Raw genomic sequence first — 15,121 nt, 5'->3', positions numbered from 1 at the left:
ACAAGAGACACATTGAAATTATAAACTGTTGACAATGGCTAGTAAAGAATTTTTTGAGATACCGAAGCGATACAGAACCTGGTCGTTAGCCCTGATGGGAATAGGTGTGCTGTCGGTGATTATCGGCTTCCTGCTCTATGGAACCGGGGAACACACCAATAGGTTTTGGGCAGCTCTGTTGCAAAATAGCGTCTACTTTTTACTGGTAGTAAATGCGTCTATGTTCTTCATGTGTGCCACTACGCTCGCATGGGGCAGCTGGCAGCTTTCTTTCGGAAGAGTAACGCAGGCCATTTCAACCGCAGTGATTCCTATCGGTATCATCACTGTGATCATCCTGATCTGCCTGGTAACTATTCCCGACGTTCATATTTACCACTGGCTGCATCCTCACGGAGATAAGATCCTGGAAGGAAAATCAGGATTCCTCAATAAGAGCTTTTTCATCATCTGGACGCTCCTCACCCTCATCGGATGGATTGTTCTGGGTGCTAAAATGCGCAAACTGAATCTTGAGCTGGAAAACAATCCTCCTTCAAGCACTGAGTCTGCACGCAAATATCTTTTCAAGAATACCGTATGGGCAGCTGTGTTCATCGTATGGTTCGCTCTTACTGTAATGAGCACTGTACCCTGGCTCTGGCTGATGAGCATCGACGCTCACTGGTACTCTACTATGTACAGCTGGTATACTTTCGCAAGCACATTCGTTGCTGGTATGGCAGTAATCGTACTCTTCGTGGTATACCTGAAAAATCAGGGTTACCTCGAATACACCAACGAAGAGCATATGCATGACCTTGGTAAGTTCATGTTTGCCTTCTCTATCTTCTGGACGTACCTGTGGTTCTCTCAGTACATGCTGATCTGGTACGCAAACATTCCTGAAGAAACTGTTTACTTCCGTTCGCGTATCACTACCGACCATGAGAGCGGTGCATACACCGGAGTATTCTGGTTCAGCTTTGTGATCAACTTCCTGGCTCCATTCCTCATTCTGATGCGTCGTGGATCCAAGAGAAACTATACAACCATTGCTATGATGGCAATAGTGATACTGGTAGGCCACTGGTTCGATTTCTATCAGATGGTATTCGCAAGCGTGGAAAAAGATCATGTTCCTCTCAACCTGTTCGACTTCGGTGTTGCAGCCGGCTTCGTAGGTCTGATCATCTTCTCTGTGGGAAGAGCGCTGAGCAAAACACCTTTGATTGCGAAGAATCACCCACTGATAAAAGAAAGTATCATACACCATACCTGATCAGTAAACTGTGTGTATAGTTCAAGAAGTAAAACTTGTTTGTTCGAATAAAATTTATTGATAGATCATGACAACTACCGGAATATTTCTTTTAACGATCCTTGCACTGGGCTTCCTGATTACGTTTCAGATTGCCAAGGCCAGCGAGTATGTTTCTGTGCTGAAAGGCGAGAAGAAAGCTTTCGAGCAAAGTAATAAGGTCAATGCATTCCTGATGGTGGTATTCCTGGTACTGGGGCTTCTCGGCGTATGGTGGTGCAATCACCTACTTTTCGACAAAACCCTGATGGCGCACCCCGCAGCATCAGAGCATGGTAAGAACATCGATACGATGCTCTACATTACCATCGCCATTACTGGTATCGTGTTCATTATAACACAGATTCTCCTGTTCTGGTTCGCATTCAAATACCAATACAGTTCTAAAAGAAGCGCGTTCTTCTATCCGCATAACAACAAACTGGAAATTGTGTGGACTACCGTTCCTGCCATTACACTTTGTATTCTGGTTGGTTTTGGTCTGTTCTACTGGTTCCGTATCACCGGCGATGCTCCCAAAGACTCTCTGGTAATCGAGATCACCGGTAAACAATTCGGATGGATCTACCGCTACCCAGGTGCTGATAACACTTTCGGTAAAAAATATTTCCGCATGATCGACGAAGGAAAGAACAACCAGCTCGGTATGACCTGGATGGATACTACCATCGTTAAGCACGACAATAACGGTAACCCTGCAGGTTCTGTTGAAATCAAAGCCGATCCTGCAACTTTCGACGATATCGTAACCAACGATGCGATGTACATGGTGGTTGGTCAACCGGTTAAGCTGGTTATCAACAGCCGCGACGTAGTACACGACGTAGGTCTCACTCACTTCCGCCTCAAAATGGATGCCGTACCCGGAACTCCCACTACCATGTGGTTCACTCCGCAGTACACTACTGATGAGATGAAGAAGATCACAGGAAATCCGAAATTTGAGTACGAAATCTCCTGCGACCAGATGTGCGGAAACGGTCACTACTCTATGAAGGGACTGATCAAAGTGGTAACCAAAGAAGAGTTCATTCTCTGGAAAGCCAAACAAAAGCCTGCATATGCAGTTGCTTTTCCAAAACCTGAGCCTGCTGCAACACCAGGAGCTCCTGCACAACCAACCGCTGATACAGCCAAGGTAGTAGCAGCTGCAGTAAAAGAAGTGAAGCCAGCTATTGCAGCGGCCCACAATTAATGAAACCAGTTAATACCCGTTTTTAAAATAGAATTATCATGAGCAACGAAGCAGCACTGCACGGCCATTCTGAGGTAGCCCATTCTCATGAAGTGCATCATGGAGATGATCACGGTCATCACCATAAGGAAACGTTCATTACCAAATACGTTTTCAGTCAGGATCACAAAATGATCGCGAAACAGTTCCTGATCACTGGTATGATCTGGGCAATGATCGGAGGTCTGATGTCAGTATTGTTCCGTTTGCAGTTAGGTTATCCGGACCAGGCTTTCCCCTGGCTCGAAGATATCCTGGGCAGATGGGCTAAAGGAGGAAAGATCTCTCCTGAAAATTATTACGCACTGGTAACAATGCACGGAACCGTTCTGGTATTCTTTGTATTGACCGGTGGATTGAGCGGAACTTTCGCCAACTTCCTTATTCCTCTGCAGATCGGTGCAAGAGACATGGCATCTCCCATGATGAACATGCTCAGCTACTGGTTCTTCTTCGGTGGCAGTGTTGTGATGATGAGCTCACTGTTTGTTCAAACCGGACCTTTCTCCGGTGGATGGACGGCTTATCCGCCACTCAGTGCACTGGGGTCGGCATCACCAGGTTCCAAAACGGGTATGGACCTGTGGATCGTTGCCATGGCTATGTTCGTAGTGAGCTCACTGCTCGGTGGTCTTAACTACGTATCAACTGTACTGAACATGCGTACCAAAGGTATGAGCATGACCAAACTGCCGCTCACTATCTGGGCGCTGTTCTTCACTGCCGTACTCGGTATCCTGTCGTTCCCTGTACTGTTGTCTGGTTTCGTTCTGCTGCTGTTCGACCGTCATGGTGGAACCAGCTTCTATCTCTCCGACATTTACATCACGGGTGTAGGTGCCCTGCCTAACGAAGGCGGTAGTGCCATCCTCTACCAGCACTTGTTCTGGTTCCTGGGTCACCCCGAAGTATATATCATCCTGTTGCCGGCGATGGGTATCGCATCGGAAGTGCTTTCTGTGAACTCCCGCAAACCAATCTTCGGTTATATGGCCATGGTGGTTTCGCTGTTCGCTATCACTATCCTGGCGTTCCTCGTATGGGCTCACCATATGTTTGTAACAGGTCTCAATCCTTTCCTCGGATCGGTATTCGTACTGTTGACCCTGCTGATTGCGGTTCCTTCTGCCATCAAAGTGTTCAACTGGCTTACCACCCTGTGGAAAGCGAATATCAGGTTCACCCCCGGTATGCTCTTCGCTATCGGTTTCGTGAGCCTCTTCATCTCCGGTGGTCTTACAGGTATCTTCCTTGGTAACTCTACTCTGGATATTCACCTGCACGACAGCTATTTCGTGATCGCGCACTTCCACATTGTAATGGGTGTGTCTGCCTTCTTCGGAATGTTCGCCGGTATCTACCACTGGTTCCCGAAAATGTATGGCCGCTTCATGAACAACACCATGGCGTACATCCACTTCTGGATCACCCTGGTTGGCGCTTACCTGATCTTCTGGCCAATGCACTACGAAGGCCTCGCGGGTATGCCTCGCCGTTATCTCGATTACAGCATCTGGGAATCGTTCAAACAATTCTCTGAGCTCAATAAATTCATCTCTACTGTAGCTATCATCGTATTCGCAGTTCAGCTGATGTTTGTGTTCAACTTCTTCTACTCTATTTTCAAGGGAAGAAAAGTTACCACACTCAACCCATGGAGCGCTACAACCCTCGAGTGGACAACTCCGATCCGCCCCGGTCACGGAAACTGGCCTGGTGAGATCCCTGAAGTACACCGTTGGGCGTATGACTACAGCAAAGATGGAAGAGATTTCATTCCTCAGACAGAGCCTATCGGCCCTGATGAGAGCAACCATCACTAAGTCAATTAATGATCACCGGATAAGTTCCGCTTCTCCGGTGATCATCAAAAAATATTCATAACCCGATGACGCAGGAAACCGTGAAGCAAAACAGCTCTTCTTCCATTGGTGGAAAGGTGCGGGACTACATGGCGCTGATTAAGTTCAGCCTGAGCTTCATGGTAGTGTTCTCTGCGGTGATCAGTTATCTGATCGCACTCGATTCGTGGTACTGGCTGGGCGCAGTGGAGTTCTTTATTGCAGGCATGCTCGTAACAGGCAGCGCCAATGCAGTGAACCAGATTGTGGAGAAAGACACCGACGCGTTGATGAAACGCACAGCCAAACGTCCGATACCATCAGGCCGTATGACGGCAGCTGAAGGTTGGGCTTTCGCCATCATTACTTTGTCTGTCGGACTGATAATGCTGGCTACGTTCTTTAACATTTTGTCGGCCGCAGTGGCACTCGTAAGCTGGTTTATCTACGCTTTCATGTACACTCCCCTGAAGAAAGTCAGTTCAATGGCTGTTCTGCTGGGAGCCGTACCCGGAGCGCTTCCCTGCCTTATCGGTTGGGCAGCAGGTGCAGATAACCTCGGCATCGGCGGATGGGTTTTGTTTGCAATCCAGTTCTTCTGGCAATTCCCGCATTTCTGGGCTATCGCCTGGATCTCGCATAAGGATTACAGTACTGCAGGATTCAAACTGCTGCCATCGACCGAAGGCCCGGGTAAGTTTTCAGCCATTCAGTCCATTGTGTATTCATTGGTGCTGATCCCGATCGGCATACTGCCGTATCTGGCCAAGATCAGCGGAATGATGAGCCTCTGGATTATTTTTGCGGCCAATCTTTTTATGGTATGGCAAAGTATCAGACTGTATCGTGAGATGGAAGCCAAAGCTGCAAGACGTGTGATGTTCAGCAGCTATATTTATCTGCCTGTGGTTTATCTGGCAATGCTGGCAGACAAACTGTAAAAAAGTAAATAATGGAGATGGTGAGTTCGCAGAGACAGAAAGTACATCCTCACAAGTTTACCTTGTGGATTGCAATAGGCAGCATCATTATGATGTTCGCCGGTTTGACCAGTGCGTATATCGTAAAGGGTAGCTTACCTGGATGGTCGACCGTAGAAATGCCGCAGATCTTTTATTATTCAACCGGCGTGATGCTGCTCAGCAGCTTCACCATGCAGATGGCCCTGAAATCTTTCAAGGAAAGAAGCATGAACCGCTACCGGAGATTACTCACTGTAACAGCAGTACTGGGTTGTCTGTTCATCGTAATGCAGGTGATCGGATTTATGCAGCTGCAGGCAAGTGGCGTTTTTCTCAATGGCAGCACCGGAGCAGGTCAGTTCCTTTACATTATTTTCGGACTGCATGCTGTGCACGTACTCGGTGGAGCAATCGCCCTGCTGATTATGTTCTTCAAAGCATTCAGCCGCAAATTCAGGAACTACAATTCAGTACCCGTGGAAGTGATCAGCACGTACTGGCATTTTGTAGATTTCCTCTGGATCTACCTGTTTGTTTTTTTCCTGATCAAAAGATAATTTTAAGAAAGCATATCACTTAAACATTTCTAATACAGTAACATGGCACAAATAGCAGTAGCAGGCAAGCAAAAATGGTGGGAAGGGGGAAAAAGTCCCTTCAACGTGGAGTATGGAAAGCTGATGATGTGGTACTTTTTGATGAGCGATGCTTTTACATTCGGTGCATTCCTGATCTCTTACGGAACCGTTCGCTTTGCAAGCAACGGATGGCCTGACCCTAACCACGTGTTCAATTCAATGCCATTCATGGGTCATGCTAATCTGCCCCTGGTATTTGTGAGTATCATGACTTTCATCCTCATCGCATCATCCGTAACGATGGTACTGGCGGTAGGAGAAGGACATGCCAAGAATAAAAAAGGTGTGATCAACTACATGATCGCAACCATCATCGGAGGTATCCTGTTCCTCGGCTGTCAGGCATGGGAATGGCATCACCTTCATGAGCAGGGTGCATGGTGGGGAAGAAATCCGTTCATGAACTTCGACGGAACTCAGTCTTCTACCAACTTCACCAACTTCTTCTTTACCATTACAGGTTTCCACGGTTTCCACGTATTGAGTGGTGTTGTGATCAATATCGTGATGCTGATAATGACCGTTCGCGGAGTATTCGAAAGAAGAGGAAGCTACCTGATGATCGAAAAGGCTGGTCTGTACTGGCACTTCGTAGATCTGGTTTGGGTATTCGTATTCACCTGCTTCTACCTGTTCTAAACAACATTGATCAACCTACAACTGTAAAAAGATATTATGGAAACTTTTGAAAGCGTAAAGGCTAAGCACGCCGAAGGGGATGGACACGGATTCGATAAGAAAGCAGTAATGCGCACTTTCTGGGTGCTGCTGATCATTACCGTGCTCGAACTGGTAGTGGGTATGTTCATCGCTCCGCATTTTCATAGCCTGAAACTGTGGTTCAACGTACTGTACATCATCTTCACCCTGGCGAAAGCTTTCTACATCGTAGCAGAGTTCATGCACCTGGGTCATGAGATCAAGAACATGGTGATGACCATTGCGGTTCCCTGCCTGCTCTTCATCTGGTTCATCACTGCCTTCCTCTGGGATGGTAACTCTTACAAGAACCTGAAGAACACCTACGATCCTTTCTACAAAGAGCAGTCTATGAAACAGGTTACCAAACCCGGTGAGCACCTGAAACCAAATCATGCTCCTGAGGCTGAGAAACCAGGCGCTCTGCACTAACCGATCATAATTTATTTCAATAAAAGGGCTTACCTCACACGGGTAGGCCCTTTGCTTTTTGCAGCCGCAATTGCCTGATTTAATACGTAATTAAATGCGGCGGAATAGGCATTGCATCCAATCCTGTGGTACCTTTGCGCAACTAAAAGAAATAAGGTGAGTCAGAAAGCCCTCTTAGCATTGTGTGTTGCGCTCATACTTCCGGTAGCGAGCTACTTTCTGGTAAAAGGCATCAGTGCGGATACCCTGCACATGCCCAAACACTTCTATGCGGAAGATACCAAAGACACACTCATCAACGGCAAACTCCATTCCGATACCATCTGGCATCAGGTAGCGAATTTTGAACTGACCAATCAGCTCGGACAGAAAGTGAGAATGGACGATATGCGCGGAAAGATCATCATCGCCAATTACTTCTTTACTCGTTGCCCAAGCATCTGTCCCGCGCTCACCCGCAATATGAAGATGATCCAGGATGGTCTCAAACTCCGCGACATCACCAAACGCATCGATACCACTTTTGTGCAACTGCTTTCGTTCAGTGTAGATCCTGAACGCGATTCAGTTCCTGTACTGAAAGCCTATGCTGATCGCAACGGAGTGAACCACGATATGTGGTGGATGCTCACCGGTCCAAAGAAAACCATCTACGATTATGCACTCAACGAACTGAAACTCGGATTGCAGGATGGTGGCCAGGTAGATTCAGCATTCATCCATACCGAGAAGTTCATCATGATCGATAAGAGAGGAGTGATCCGCGGTTACTACAATGGCCTCGACAATGCTTCACTCAGCAAGCTCGCTGAAGACCTCACCCTGCTGATGCTGGAGAAAGACAAAGGCGAGAAATCGCCCATACTTGCCAAGCTGCTTGGCCTCTGGCCTGTGTACCTGATTGCGATTGTGATACTGGCTGTCTTCGTTCGCATTACGCGCAAACCCAACAAAAAACAATCTAACGCCTGATATATGCTGCCTCCGGTTTTACAGAAAAACGACAAGAAAGCAAGAGTGCTTATTCTCACTGTTTCATTTGTGGTATTTGCTGCAGTGGTATTGCTGAACAGAATTACACTCGATGTAAATCTCGGCTTTGATCCGCACTTGTTTGCAACTGCTAATGCTGTGATCAACTTCATAGTAACCCTCCTGCTGATTGCAGGTTTCGTAACGGTGAAGAAAGGGAATTATCAATTGCATAAGAAGATCATGATTACGGCCATGGTGCTGAGTGTGCTCTTCCTGGTTTCCTATATCTGCCATCACCTCTTTGCAGGCGATACCAAATACGGCGATCTCAACCACGATAATATTGTGAGCGACGATGAGAAATCCCTTGCCGGAAGTCTTCGCATGGTCTACTACGTTATACTGATCACGCATATTCCCCTGGCGGGCATCATTCTGCCCTTTATTCTCTTCACTGCATATCGCGGCCTCACAGCCGAGTTTCCGAAACACAGGAAACTGGCGCGCATTACATGGCCTATCTGGCTGTATGTAGCCATTACAGGCGTGCTTGTATATCTCCTGATTAGTCCTTATTATTAACAGATACACCAGCCGGTTATGGAGAACAATTCCGCCATATTCAAAAAACTGAAACAACAGCATACTATTCTTCTGCTGTTATTGTTTTTCGTGCTTGCAGGCGGCATCGCATATGTGAGTATGGCCGGGGCTGTAAGCAGTAATGCAGAGTTGAACCGGATATTGCAGGTAGTGGCAGTAGTGGATACTATCGCCGGATTGGTGCTCGGTTTCAATCTCTTCAAAAAGAAGCTGATGCAGGCCCGCAACAGCGACGGGAGTGAAGCGCTTCGGTTGGGGATGTACCACAGTGCCTGTCTGCTCTGGTGGGTAATGATCTTTTCTCCCGGACTGGCGGCAGCTGTATTTTTTGCCATAACCGGCGACTATTCATTTGTTGCCCTGGCTTTTGTACATTTACTGATATTACTGGCCTTTATGCCGAGAAAAGATAATATTGCAGTATTGCTTCGGCTCAGTGCAGGATCTCTTGATTAACTACATTTTTTTCCGCATATTTACAGGGGAAAAAAAACGATTTTTCCGGTTGTTTTTCCCGCTGCTACTTACTCAGCCCACCATAGTTTTGACAAGAATTACTTTTTGTTCGTCATTCGTTTAGACCTCGCCCCTAAACGGCTTAATAACTTTTATTCATGACCTGTCTTATGCGATTTCGTTATATGCTTTGGGCTATCTGCTTAATGTTATGCCTGCCTGCAATGGCACAGGATGAGACCAGTGTGTCCGGTAAAATCCTTGGCTTTCCTTCCCGCTTTATGGATAAGATCAAAAAAAAATCTACAGAGCTCGAAGAAAAGCTGATGGCCAGTTCAGAAAAAGCTTTGAAAAGGCTCGAAAAGCAGGAGCAGAAAATGAAAAGGAAACTGGCCCGTAAAGATTCGCTGAAAGCTGAACAGCTGTTCGGGAATGTTGAACAGCGATACCAGCAGTTGCAGGATAAACTGAATAATCCCACAAAACTAGCAGGCAGATCCGCCCAATATCTTCCCAACCTCGACACCCTGAAGACCTCCCTGAAGTTTCTCGATGCCGGCAAAAACATACTGCCGAATGCAGCAGGCGTCACAACTAAAGTGAAAGATGCCCTGGGCAGTGTTAACGGGCTGGAAGGAAAACTCAACAACGCCGCCGAGGTAAGAAATTACCTGAAAGAACGCAGGCAGCAACTGAAAGAGCAGCTGGACAAACTGGGGCTGATGAAAGAATTTAAGAAATACAATCAGCAGGCTTACTACTACGGCGAACAGATCAATGAATATAAAGCCATGCTCGAAGATCCTGACAAGCTGCAGCAGAAAGCAGTGGAGATGATCAAAAAGCTGCCCGCATTTCAGGAGTTCTTCAAAAACAATTCTGAGCTCGCCAGTTTATTCCGCTTGCCCGATAACTATGGTTCTGCAGAAAGCCTTGCAGGTCTGCAAACACGTTCCAGCGTACAATCACTGATACAGGACAGGATCTCTTCCGGTGGCCCCAATGCCGCCGCTGCATTGCAGCAGAATGTTCAGGCAGCACAAGCTGAACTGGGCAAGCTGAAAGACAAACTCAATAATCTCGGAGGCATGTCGGGTAGTGATGGAGAAATGCCCGACTTCAAACCAAACGGACAGAAAACGAAATCATTTCTCCAAAGGCTCGAATATGGCACTAATCTGCAGAGCCAGCGATCCAATAACTACTTTCCTACAACCACCGATCTGGGCTTATCTGTAGGGTACCGCCTGAACGATAAAAGCATAGTGGGAGTTGGAGCCAGCTACAAAGTTGGATGGGGAAAAGATATCCGGAACATCAATGTATCCAGTCAGGGTATCGGCTTCCGTTCATTCGCAGATTATAAAATCAAAGGAAGCTTCTTCGCCTCCGGCGGATTCGAATACAATTATCAGCAACCTTTCAGTTCTGTATCACAAATCAAAGACCTCGATACATGGCAGAAGAGTGGACTGATTGGTATCAGTAAAGTAGTGTCACTCAAAAGCAAACTCTTCAAGAAAACCAGGCTTCAGTTATTCTGGGACTTCCTGAGCTATCAACAGGTTCCTCAAGCCCAGCCTGTCAAATTCAGAGTAGGATACAATTTCTGATCAGTCGCAGGATGAATGTACAGTGCTGATCACAGCGGTAGCCATGCCTGCTGATGTTACCCCCATGCCTATACTCCGGAAACCTGATTGGTTTCGGAATGGAGCCGTATTGCCTTAGCATTTATCACCCTAAAATAGTTGCCATGAGCAATAGCAAAATCGTTTTTACATTTAGCGATATCAATGGAGATCGTCACATCGAAAACCTCTGGGCATCGCAAAACGGCACTTGTTTCAGAATAGAAAACATTCCCTTTTTCACTCCGGGTATCGCTTATGGAGATATTGTGTCGGTGAAGGAGATAAATGGAGTTCTTCATTTTGAACAACTGATAGAACCATCGGGCCACAGCACGGTACAAATGGTATTTCGTGAAGAAGAAGATATCATCCCGTCCATGAAGGAGCTGGAGCAGATGGGTTGCGCCTGGGAAGCCAGCAGCTCAAACAAGCTGATTGCCCTGAACATTCCCTACGATGTGCAATACGCGATGGTGCTGAACTATCTGGAAAATGGCGATGAGGAGCTGAAATGGACATTCAGAGAGGCTTGCATGAATCACAATTAATAACATATGTACGCATATATCCGGGGACTATATGCGAAATCAAGAGCGATCTTTTCATGATCAGCCATTGTTCAAGTAGGTTAGGCCCTGATTTGTAGCAAAAAAATGGTTAGTGAATCGTTAATAGGGCGGATAAGAAAAATTATCGTCGTAATTTGCGGCGGCTTTGTGTACCCCGATACAACCGCTAAACCATTGCCCATGCAAAACAAATCACAGTTCAGTACAATGAACAATAGAATTGGAGTTAAAACAGTGAAGAGATTATCTGTATTGCTGATCGTTTTATTCATGTTCGGTTCAGGAGCAATGGCACAGTTCCGCCTGCATGGCATGTATCTTCAGTGGGGATACAATACTGAATGGTATACCAATAGCACACTTCACTTTAAAGGCGCTGTTAACGGCGTTCCTCACGATTTCAAAGCCTATAATGCAAAGGGAGTAGATCAGAACGACCTGGATGCGATTCTCAAGAAACCGCTTCAGATCAGCATTCCGCAATACAACTACCGGGTTGGTTTTTATCTGAATAAAGAAAAGACCAAAGCCATTGAACTGAATTTCGATCACACCAAGTATATCGTTAAAGACAACCAGCGTCTGCGCATAAAAGGAACCATTGGCGATAAAGCCTTCGATCAGGATACCACAGTTGGCCACGACGGTCTCTTCCGTTTTGAACATACCAACGGCGCAAACTTCTATCATATCAACTACGTGCAGTTCTGGCCAATGAACAGAACCAACAGAAAGGCCGGCTACTTTGTACCGATGATCAAACTCGGAGCTGGTTTCATGATCCCTAAAACGGATGTAATGATTTCCGGCAAGAGACTGGATAACAAATTCCACCTCGCCGGCTATATGGCCAGCGTTGAAGGTGGTGCGAAATACTATATCTTCAGAAAGTTCTTCGTAGAGGCTACTGCCAAAACAGGTTGGGCAAATTATACCAATGCGCTTACTGTTGATGGTGGCAAAGCCAGCCATTCATTTGGCTACTTCGAGCTCATCGGAACCATCGGTTACGATATCAACTGGTAGAACGGATAATTGCTTTAGCGGTTTATTCTCCCATATCCATGGGGTCCCAGAAGAGTTTGTTGAAGTCGGTGACTTTATCATTTTTTACTTTCACGCCTTCTTTTTCGAGCAGCTCCTGCATTTGTGTAGATGTAGCAAAATGATGCTTTCCACTGAGCATGCCATTGCGGTTCACTACGCGGTGTGCAGGAACCTTTGGCTTAGCACCACCGGCTAAGTTCATTGCCCAACCGACCAGTCTTGAGGAAGATCTGGCACCCAGGCTTGCGGCAATGGCTCCGTAGGAAGTAACTCGCCCTTTGGGTATTTGTCTGGCTACCTCAAACACCAGTTCAAAAAATGTCTGGTCGTTTTTCCCGGAAGGAGTAACAGAGCGAAGTTTCTCTGTAGGTGCAGGTGATTTCTTTTTGCGGGATGCAGCGTTGTTTTCAACTCCGGTTCTCTCTGAACGAATACTTTTCACTGCAGGCTTTGCAACAGTCTTCCTGCTGGTGGCCTGATTTTTTTTCGCAGAAGCCCCTGCTTTATCTGAAGTTGCAGCTGAAGTACCGATGCCTCCCTTATCCGCGCGGGTGGCTTGTTTGGTTGATGCGGCTGATTTTGCAGACTTGCTGGCTGTAGCTGTTCCGCCTTTGGATTTCCCTGCAGATTGCTCTGCTTTGCCGGCAATACCAATGCCTTTGGCGCTACCCTTTTTGCTATCCTGTGTGCTGCCTTTTGAAATGGCAGCAGCTTTTCTGTCAGCAGCTGATGGGCTCTTTGCTGCAGCAGTTTTTTTCTGTAGAGCAGGCTTTGCTTCTTTACCGGATTTACCGGAACTAACTGAATTAATTCGTTTGGCCATTATCGTTACGTTTTTGCAGTAACTCGGTTCGGCGGGGTTCCGGAACGTTGATGTAGTTGTAAGGGCAGTGTTTACATCCATTGCCGCAACAACGACCGCGCTCCAGATGGAACTTCTCTGTCAGTACAACATAACCCTGTTCGTTGTAATAAAAATCAACGCCTTCTATCAGACTCTTCTTCACAGAGCATTTCTTTTAGTACATCATCCTTGTCCTCCAGCGGAGTGGCAGGCAAGCGGAAGCTCAGATAATGCACCCGGTTGCTGCCTGCAATATCCAGGCTTTCATAATGGGTTTTGATCTGAAGTTCCTGGTCTACTTCTTCCTCGGCATACACATCGTCTTTGTCTTCGAGCACTTCCAGTTTATGAAGATCGATAACCCACTTGGTGAATCTGTATAGAGAAGGCGAATCTGTTTTCAGGTGAATTACACCTCCGGGACTTAGAATGTTTTGATACAGTCTAAGAAACTTGGGATGGGTGAGGCGTTTTTTTGCTCTGGAGGTACGGAGCTGCGGATCGGGGAATGTGATCCAGATCTCGCTGATTTCAGCAGTTCCGAAATGTTCTGCAATCCGGTCGATCTGTGTGCGCAGGAATCCCACATTGGTGAGTCCTTCGTTCAGTGCTTTCTTTGCGCCTACCCAGAGACGATTGCCTTTGAGGTCCACACCGATAAAATTTCTTTGAGGATGAATTCGTCCCAGCCCCAATGCGTATTCACCTTTACCACAGGCCAGTTCCAGTGTTACAGGATGTTGATTCTTGAAGAACTGATGCCAGTTTCCGGCCATCCCTTCAGGGTTCTGCAACACATTCGGAAAAGTGAGCAGCTCTGCAAATCGCTTTAATTTTTTCTGTCCCATTGCCCGCAAATGTAAAGCAAACATTTTCCCCGGTGAAAAACCCTTGCGGAACCAGCAGGTGCGGGGTCTGCAGGTAAATGCAATCCAGCTATTATTGTTGTAAAAAATGAGGCTCCCGGCATCTTTGTTGCTGTGCGATAGGACTCTTGCGGAATTGAAATTGAGTAAAGTCACCTGAAAATGCAGACATAAAAAAGCCCGAAAGCGATTACTTTCGGGCTGTTGCTGTAGAGGGAGGACTCGAACCTCCACGGGGCAGTTAGCATAAGCGCAACCTGCGGTGGTCAACCCCAGTCGGGCCGGCGTGAACCAGTCCGGCATTACACTTAGTTTATCCTGTGACCCCCACCCTCGAGACAAGAGGGCATGTCTGCCAAAATTCCATCACTCCACAGTATTTGCTGACTTGTTAAGAACGATTACAATGCAAATTTAAAGAAAATGGGCAATTACTTGAAAATAATTCAATACAAATTTGGAATATTTAGATATTATACAAATATTTGCACTGTTGGTTTGATAAATCGAAAAATCTGATTGCAAAATGGGAGCTAAATTGAATCTTGACAAACTGGATCTTCAGATCATTCATGAAATGATCGATAATGCTGAAATTTCGTATGCTGATCTGGGTAAGAAACTATTTGTATCCGGAGGTACGATTCACGTCCGCATTAAGAAATTGCAGGAAGCAGGTATAGTTAAAGGTACAAAATTAAATGTGGACATGAAGGCGCTTGGCTACGATGTGATCGCCTTCATCGGCATCTATCTCGAAAAAAGCTCCCTCTACGATTTCGTTGCCAAAGAATTGCAGAAGATCCCGGAGATCATCCGGCTCAATTATACAACCGGTAACTACAGCATGTTTGCAGAGATCATCTGTAAAGACATCAATCAGCTGAGATCAGTGTTGCACGATGAATTGCAGAAGATCAAGGGTATTGAAAGAACCGAGACCTTCATCTCACTCGAAGAGTCGTTCAGCCGTAATGTTCAGGTATATACGCCATAAGATCATAAATATTTGTTTTAAGGC

Annotated in this window: 17 protein-coding genes; 14 read left to right on the top strand and 3 right to left on the bottom strand. The window is 46.4% G+C overall.

Annotated features, from left to right (window positions below; translation table 11 throughout):
- Positions 1-34: 34 nt before the first annotated feature.
- The 13 genes from HHL16_RS03200 to HHL16_RS03140 all read left to right on the top strand — a co-directional run bounded on the left by HHL16_RS03200 (position 35) and on the right by HHL16_RS03140 (position 12,369).
- A complete protein-coding gene (locus tag HHL16_RS03200) occupies positions 35-1,261 on the top strand; it encodes a quinol:cytochrome C oxidoreductase (protein WP_169423698.1) in 1,227 nt (408 codons plus the stop codon).
- A gap of 67 nt (positions 1,262-1,328) precedes the next feature.
- Positions 1,329-2,495, top strand: a complete 1,167-nt coding sequence (locus tag HHL16_RS03195; protein WP_169423697.1) for a cytochrome c oxidase subunit II — start codon at positions 1,329-1,331, stop codon at positions 2,493-2,495.
- A gap of 38 nt (positions 2,496-2,533) precedes the next feature.
- Entirely contained in the window at positions 2,534-4,357 is a 1,824-nt protein-coding gene (locus tag HHL16_RS03190; protein WP_169423696.1) for a cbb3-type cytochrome c oxidase subunit I, read from the top strand.
- 65 nt (positions 4,358-4,422) lie between these two features.
- Positions 4,423-5,316, top strand: coding sequence for a heme o synthase (gene cyoE / locus HHL16_RS03185; RefSeq protein ID WP_169423695.1), 894 nt, complete (start codon positions 4,423-4,425; stop codon positions 5,314-5,316).
- 17 nt (positions 5,317-5,333) lie between these two features.
- A complete protein-coding gene (locus HHL16_RS03180; protein WP_240965751.1) occupies positions 5,334-5,894 on the top strand; it encodes a heme-copper oxidase subunit III in 561 nt (186 codons plus the stop codon).
- A 42-nt stretch (positions 5,895-5,936) separates the two neighbouring features.
- Positions 5,937-6,614 carry a cytochrome c oxidase subunit 3 gene (locus HHL16_RS03175; RefSeq protein ID WP_169423693.1) on the top strand — a complete coding sequence of 226 codons (678 nt, stop codon included), beginning with the start codon at positions 5,937-5,939 and terminating at the stop codon, positions 6,612-6,614.
- 36 nt (positions 6,615-6,650) lie between these two features.
- Positions 6,651-7,106, top strand: a complete 456-nt coding sequence (locus HHL16_RS03170; protein WP_169423692.1) for a cytochrome C oxidase subunit IV family protein — start codon at positions 6,651-6,653, stop codon at positions 7,104-7,106.
- A gap of 156 nt (positions 7,107-7,262) precedes the next feature.
- Positions 7,263-8,078: an SCO family protein gene (locus HHL16_RS03165; protein WP_169423691.1), complete on the top strand. Its 816-nt coding sequence runs from the start codon at positions 7,263-7,265 to the stop codon at positions 8,076-8,078.
- A 3-nt stretch (positions 8,079-8,081) separates the two neighbouring features.
- A complete protein-coding gene (locus HHL16_RS03160) occupies positions 8,082-8,663 on the top strand; it encodes a DUF420 domain-containing protein (protein WP_169423690.1) in 582 nt (193 codons plus the stop codon).
- 18 nt (positions 8,664-8,681) lie between these two features.
- Positions 8,682-9,140: a hypothetical protein gene (locus HHL16_RS03155; protein WP_169423689.1), complete on the top strand. Its 459-nt coding sequence runs from the start codon at positions 8,682-8,684 to the stop codon at positions 9,138-9,140.
- A gap of 224 nt (positions 9,141-9,364) precedes the next feature.
- Positions 9,365-10,753 carry a hypothetical protein gene (locus tag HHL16_RS03150; RefSeq protein ID WP_240965748.1) on the top strand — a complete coding sequence of 463 codons (1,389 nt, stop codon included), beginning with the start codon at positions 9,365-9,367 and terminating at the stop codon, positions 10,751-10,753.
- 143 nt (positions 10,754-10,896) lie between these two features.
- Complete coding sequence (locus HHL16_RS03145) at positions 10,897-11,322, top strand: DUF4265 domain-containing protein (RefSeq protein ID WP_169423688.1); 426 nt, start codon at positions 10,897-10,899, stop codon at positions 11,320-11,322.
- A gap of 201 nt (positions 11,323-11,523) precedes the next feature.
- Entirely contained in the window at positions 11,524-12,369 is an 846-nt protein-coding gene (locus tag HHL16_RS03140) for a hypothetical protein (RefSeq protein WP_169423687.1), read from the top strand.
- A 22-nt stretch (positions 12,370-12,391) separates the two neighbouring features.
- Here the strand turns inward: HHL16_RS03140 and HHL16_RS03135 are convergent, their stop codons facing one another.
- The 3 genes from HHL16_RS03135 to trmB are packed head-to-tail and all read right to left on the bottom strand — an operon-like array spanning position 12,392 to position 14,082.
- A complete protein-coding gene (locus tag HHL16_RS03135) occupies positions 12,392-13,213 on the bottom strand; it encodes an MGMT family protein (protein ID WP_169423686.1) in 822 nt (273 codons plus the stop codon).
- Positions 13,197-13,397: a DUF5522 domain-containing protein gene (locus tag HHL16_RS03130; protein WP_169423685.1), complete on the bottom strand. Its 201-nt coding sequence runs from the start codon at positions 13,395-13,397 to the stop codon at positions 13,197-13,199. The genes HHL16_RS03135 and HHL16_RS03130 overlap by 17 nt, the downstream gene beginning before the upstream one ends.
- Positions 13,369-14,082 carry a tRNA (guanosine(46)-N7)-methyltransferase TrmB gene (trmB, locus tag HHL16_RS03125; RefSeq protein WP_169423684.1) on the bottom strand — a complete coding sequence of 238 codons (714 nt, stop codon included), beginning with the start codon at positions 14,080-14,082 and terminating at the stop codon, positions 13,369-13,371. Before trmB ends, HHL16_RS03130 begins: the two co-directional genes overlap by 29 nt.
- Positions 14,083-14,626: 544 nt before the next feature.
- On the opposite strand from trmB, the gene HHL16_RS03120 reads away from it, so the two are divergent.
- Positions 14,627-15,097 (top strand): Lrp/AsnC ligand binding domain-containing protein, encoded by a 471-nt coding sequence (locus HHL16_RS03120; RefSeq protein ID WP_169423683.1) that lies wholly within the window; start codon positions 14,627-14,629, stop codon positions 15,095-15,097.
- The last annotated feature ends 24 nt before the right edge of the window (positions 15,098-15,121 follow it).

Origin of the sequence: Pseudoflavitalea sp. G-6-1-2, assembly GCF_012927185.1 — a bacterium.
Classification (GTDB): Bacteria; Bacteroidota; Bacteroidia; order Chitinophagales; family Chitinophagaceae; genus Pseudobacter.
The sequence above is the reverse complement of the archived record's forward strand: the minus strand, read 5'-3'. Positions and strand labels throughout refer to the sequence as shown.

Coding starts and splice junctions, on each gene's coding strand:
- HHL16_RS03200 (WP_169423698.1), top strand. CDS start 35: ATGGCTAGTAAAGAATTTTTTGAGATACCGAAGCGATACAGAACCTGG.
- HHL16_RS03195 (WP_169423697.1), top strand. CDS start 1,329: ATGACAACTACCGGAATATTTCTTTTAACGATCCTTGCACTGGGCTTC.
- HHL16_RS03190 (WP_169423696.1), top strand. CDS start 2,534: ATGAGCAACGAAGCAGCACTGCACGGCCATTCTGAGGTAGCCCATTCT.
- cyoE (WP_169423695.1), top strand. CDS start 4,423: ATGACGCAGGAAACCGTGAAGCAAAACAGCTCTTCTTCCATTGGTGGA.
- HHL16_RS03180 (WP_240965751.1), top strand. CDS start 5,334: ATGGTGAGTTCGCAGAGACAGAAAGTACATCCTCACAAGTTTACCTTG.
- HHL16_RS03175 (WP_169423693.1), top strand. CDS start 5,937: ATGGCACAAATAGCAGTAGCAGGCAAGCAAAAATGGTGGGAAGGGGGA.
- HHL16_RS03170 (WP_169423692.1), top strand. CDS start 6,651: ATGGAAACTTTTGAAAGCGTAAAGGCTAAGCACGCCGAAGGGGATGGA.
- HHL16_RS03160 (WP_169423690.1), top strand. CDS start 8,082: ATGCTGCCTCCGGTTTTACAGAAAAACGACAAGAAAGCAAGAGTGCTT.
- HHL16_RS03155 (WP_169423689.1), top strand. CDS start 8,682: ATGGAGAACAATTCCGCCATATTCAAAAAACTGAAACAACAGCATACT.
- HHL16_RS03150 (WP_240965748.1), top strand. CDS start 9,365: ATGGCACAGGATGAGACCAGTGTGTCCGGTAAAATCCTTGGCTTTCCT.
- HHL16_RS03145 (WP_169423688.1), top strand. CDS start 10,897: ATGAGCAATAGCAAAATCGTTTTTACATTTAGCGATATCAATGGAGAT.
- HHL16_RS03140 (WP_169423687.1), top strand. CDS start 11,524: ATGCAAAACAAATCACAGTTCAGTACAATGAACAATAGAATTGGAGTT.
- HHL16_RS03135 (WP_169423686.1), bottom strand. CDS start 13,213: ATGGCCAAACGAATTAATTCAGTTAGTTCCGGTAAATCCGGTAAAGAA.
- trmB (WP_169423684.1), bottom strand. CDS start 14,082: ATGGGACAGAAAAAATTAAAGCGATTTGCAGAGCTGCTCACTTTTCCG.
- HHL16_RS03120 (WP_169423683.1), top strand. CDS start 14,627: ATGGGAGCTAAATTGAATCTTGACAAACTGGATCTTCAGATCATTCAT.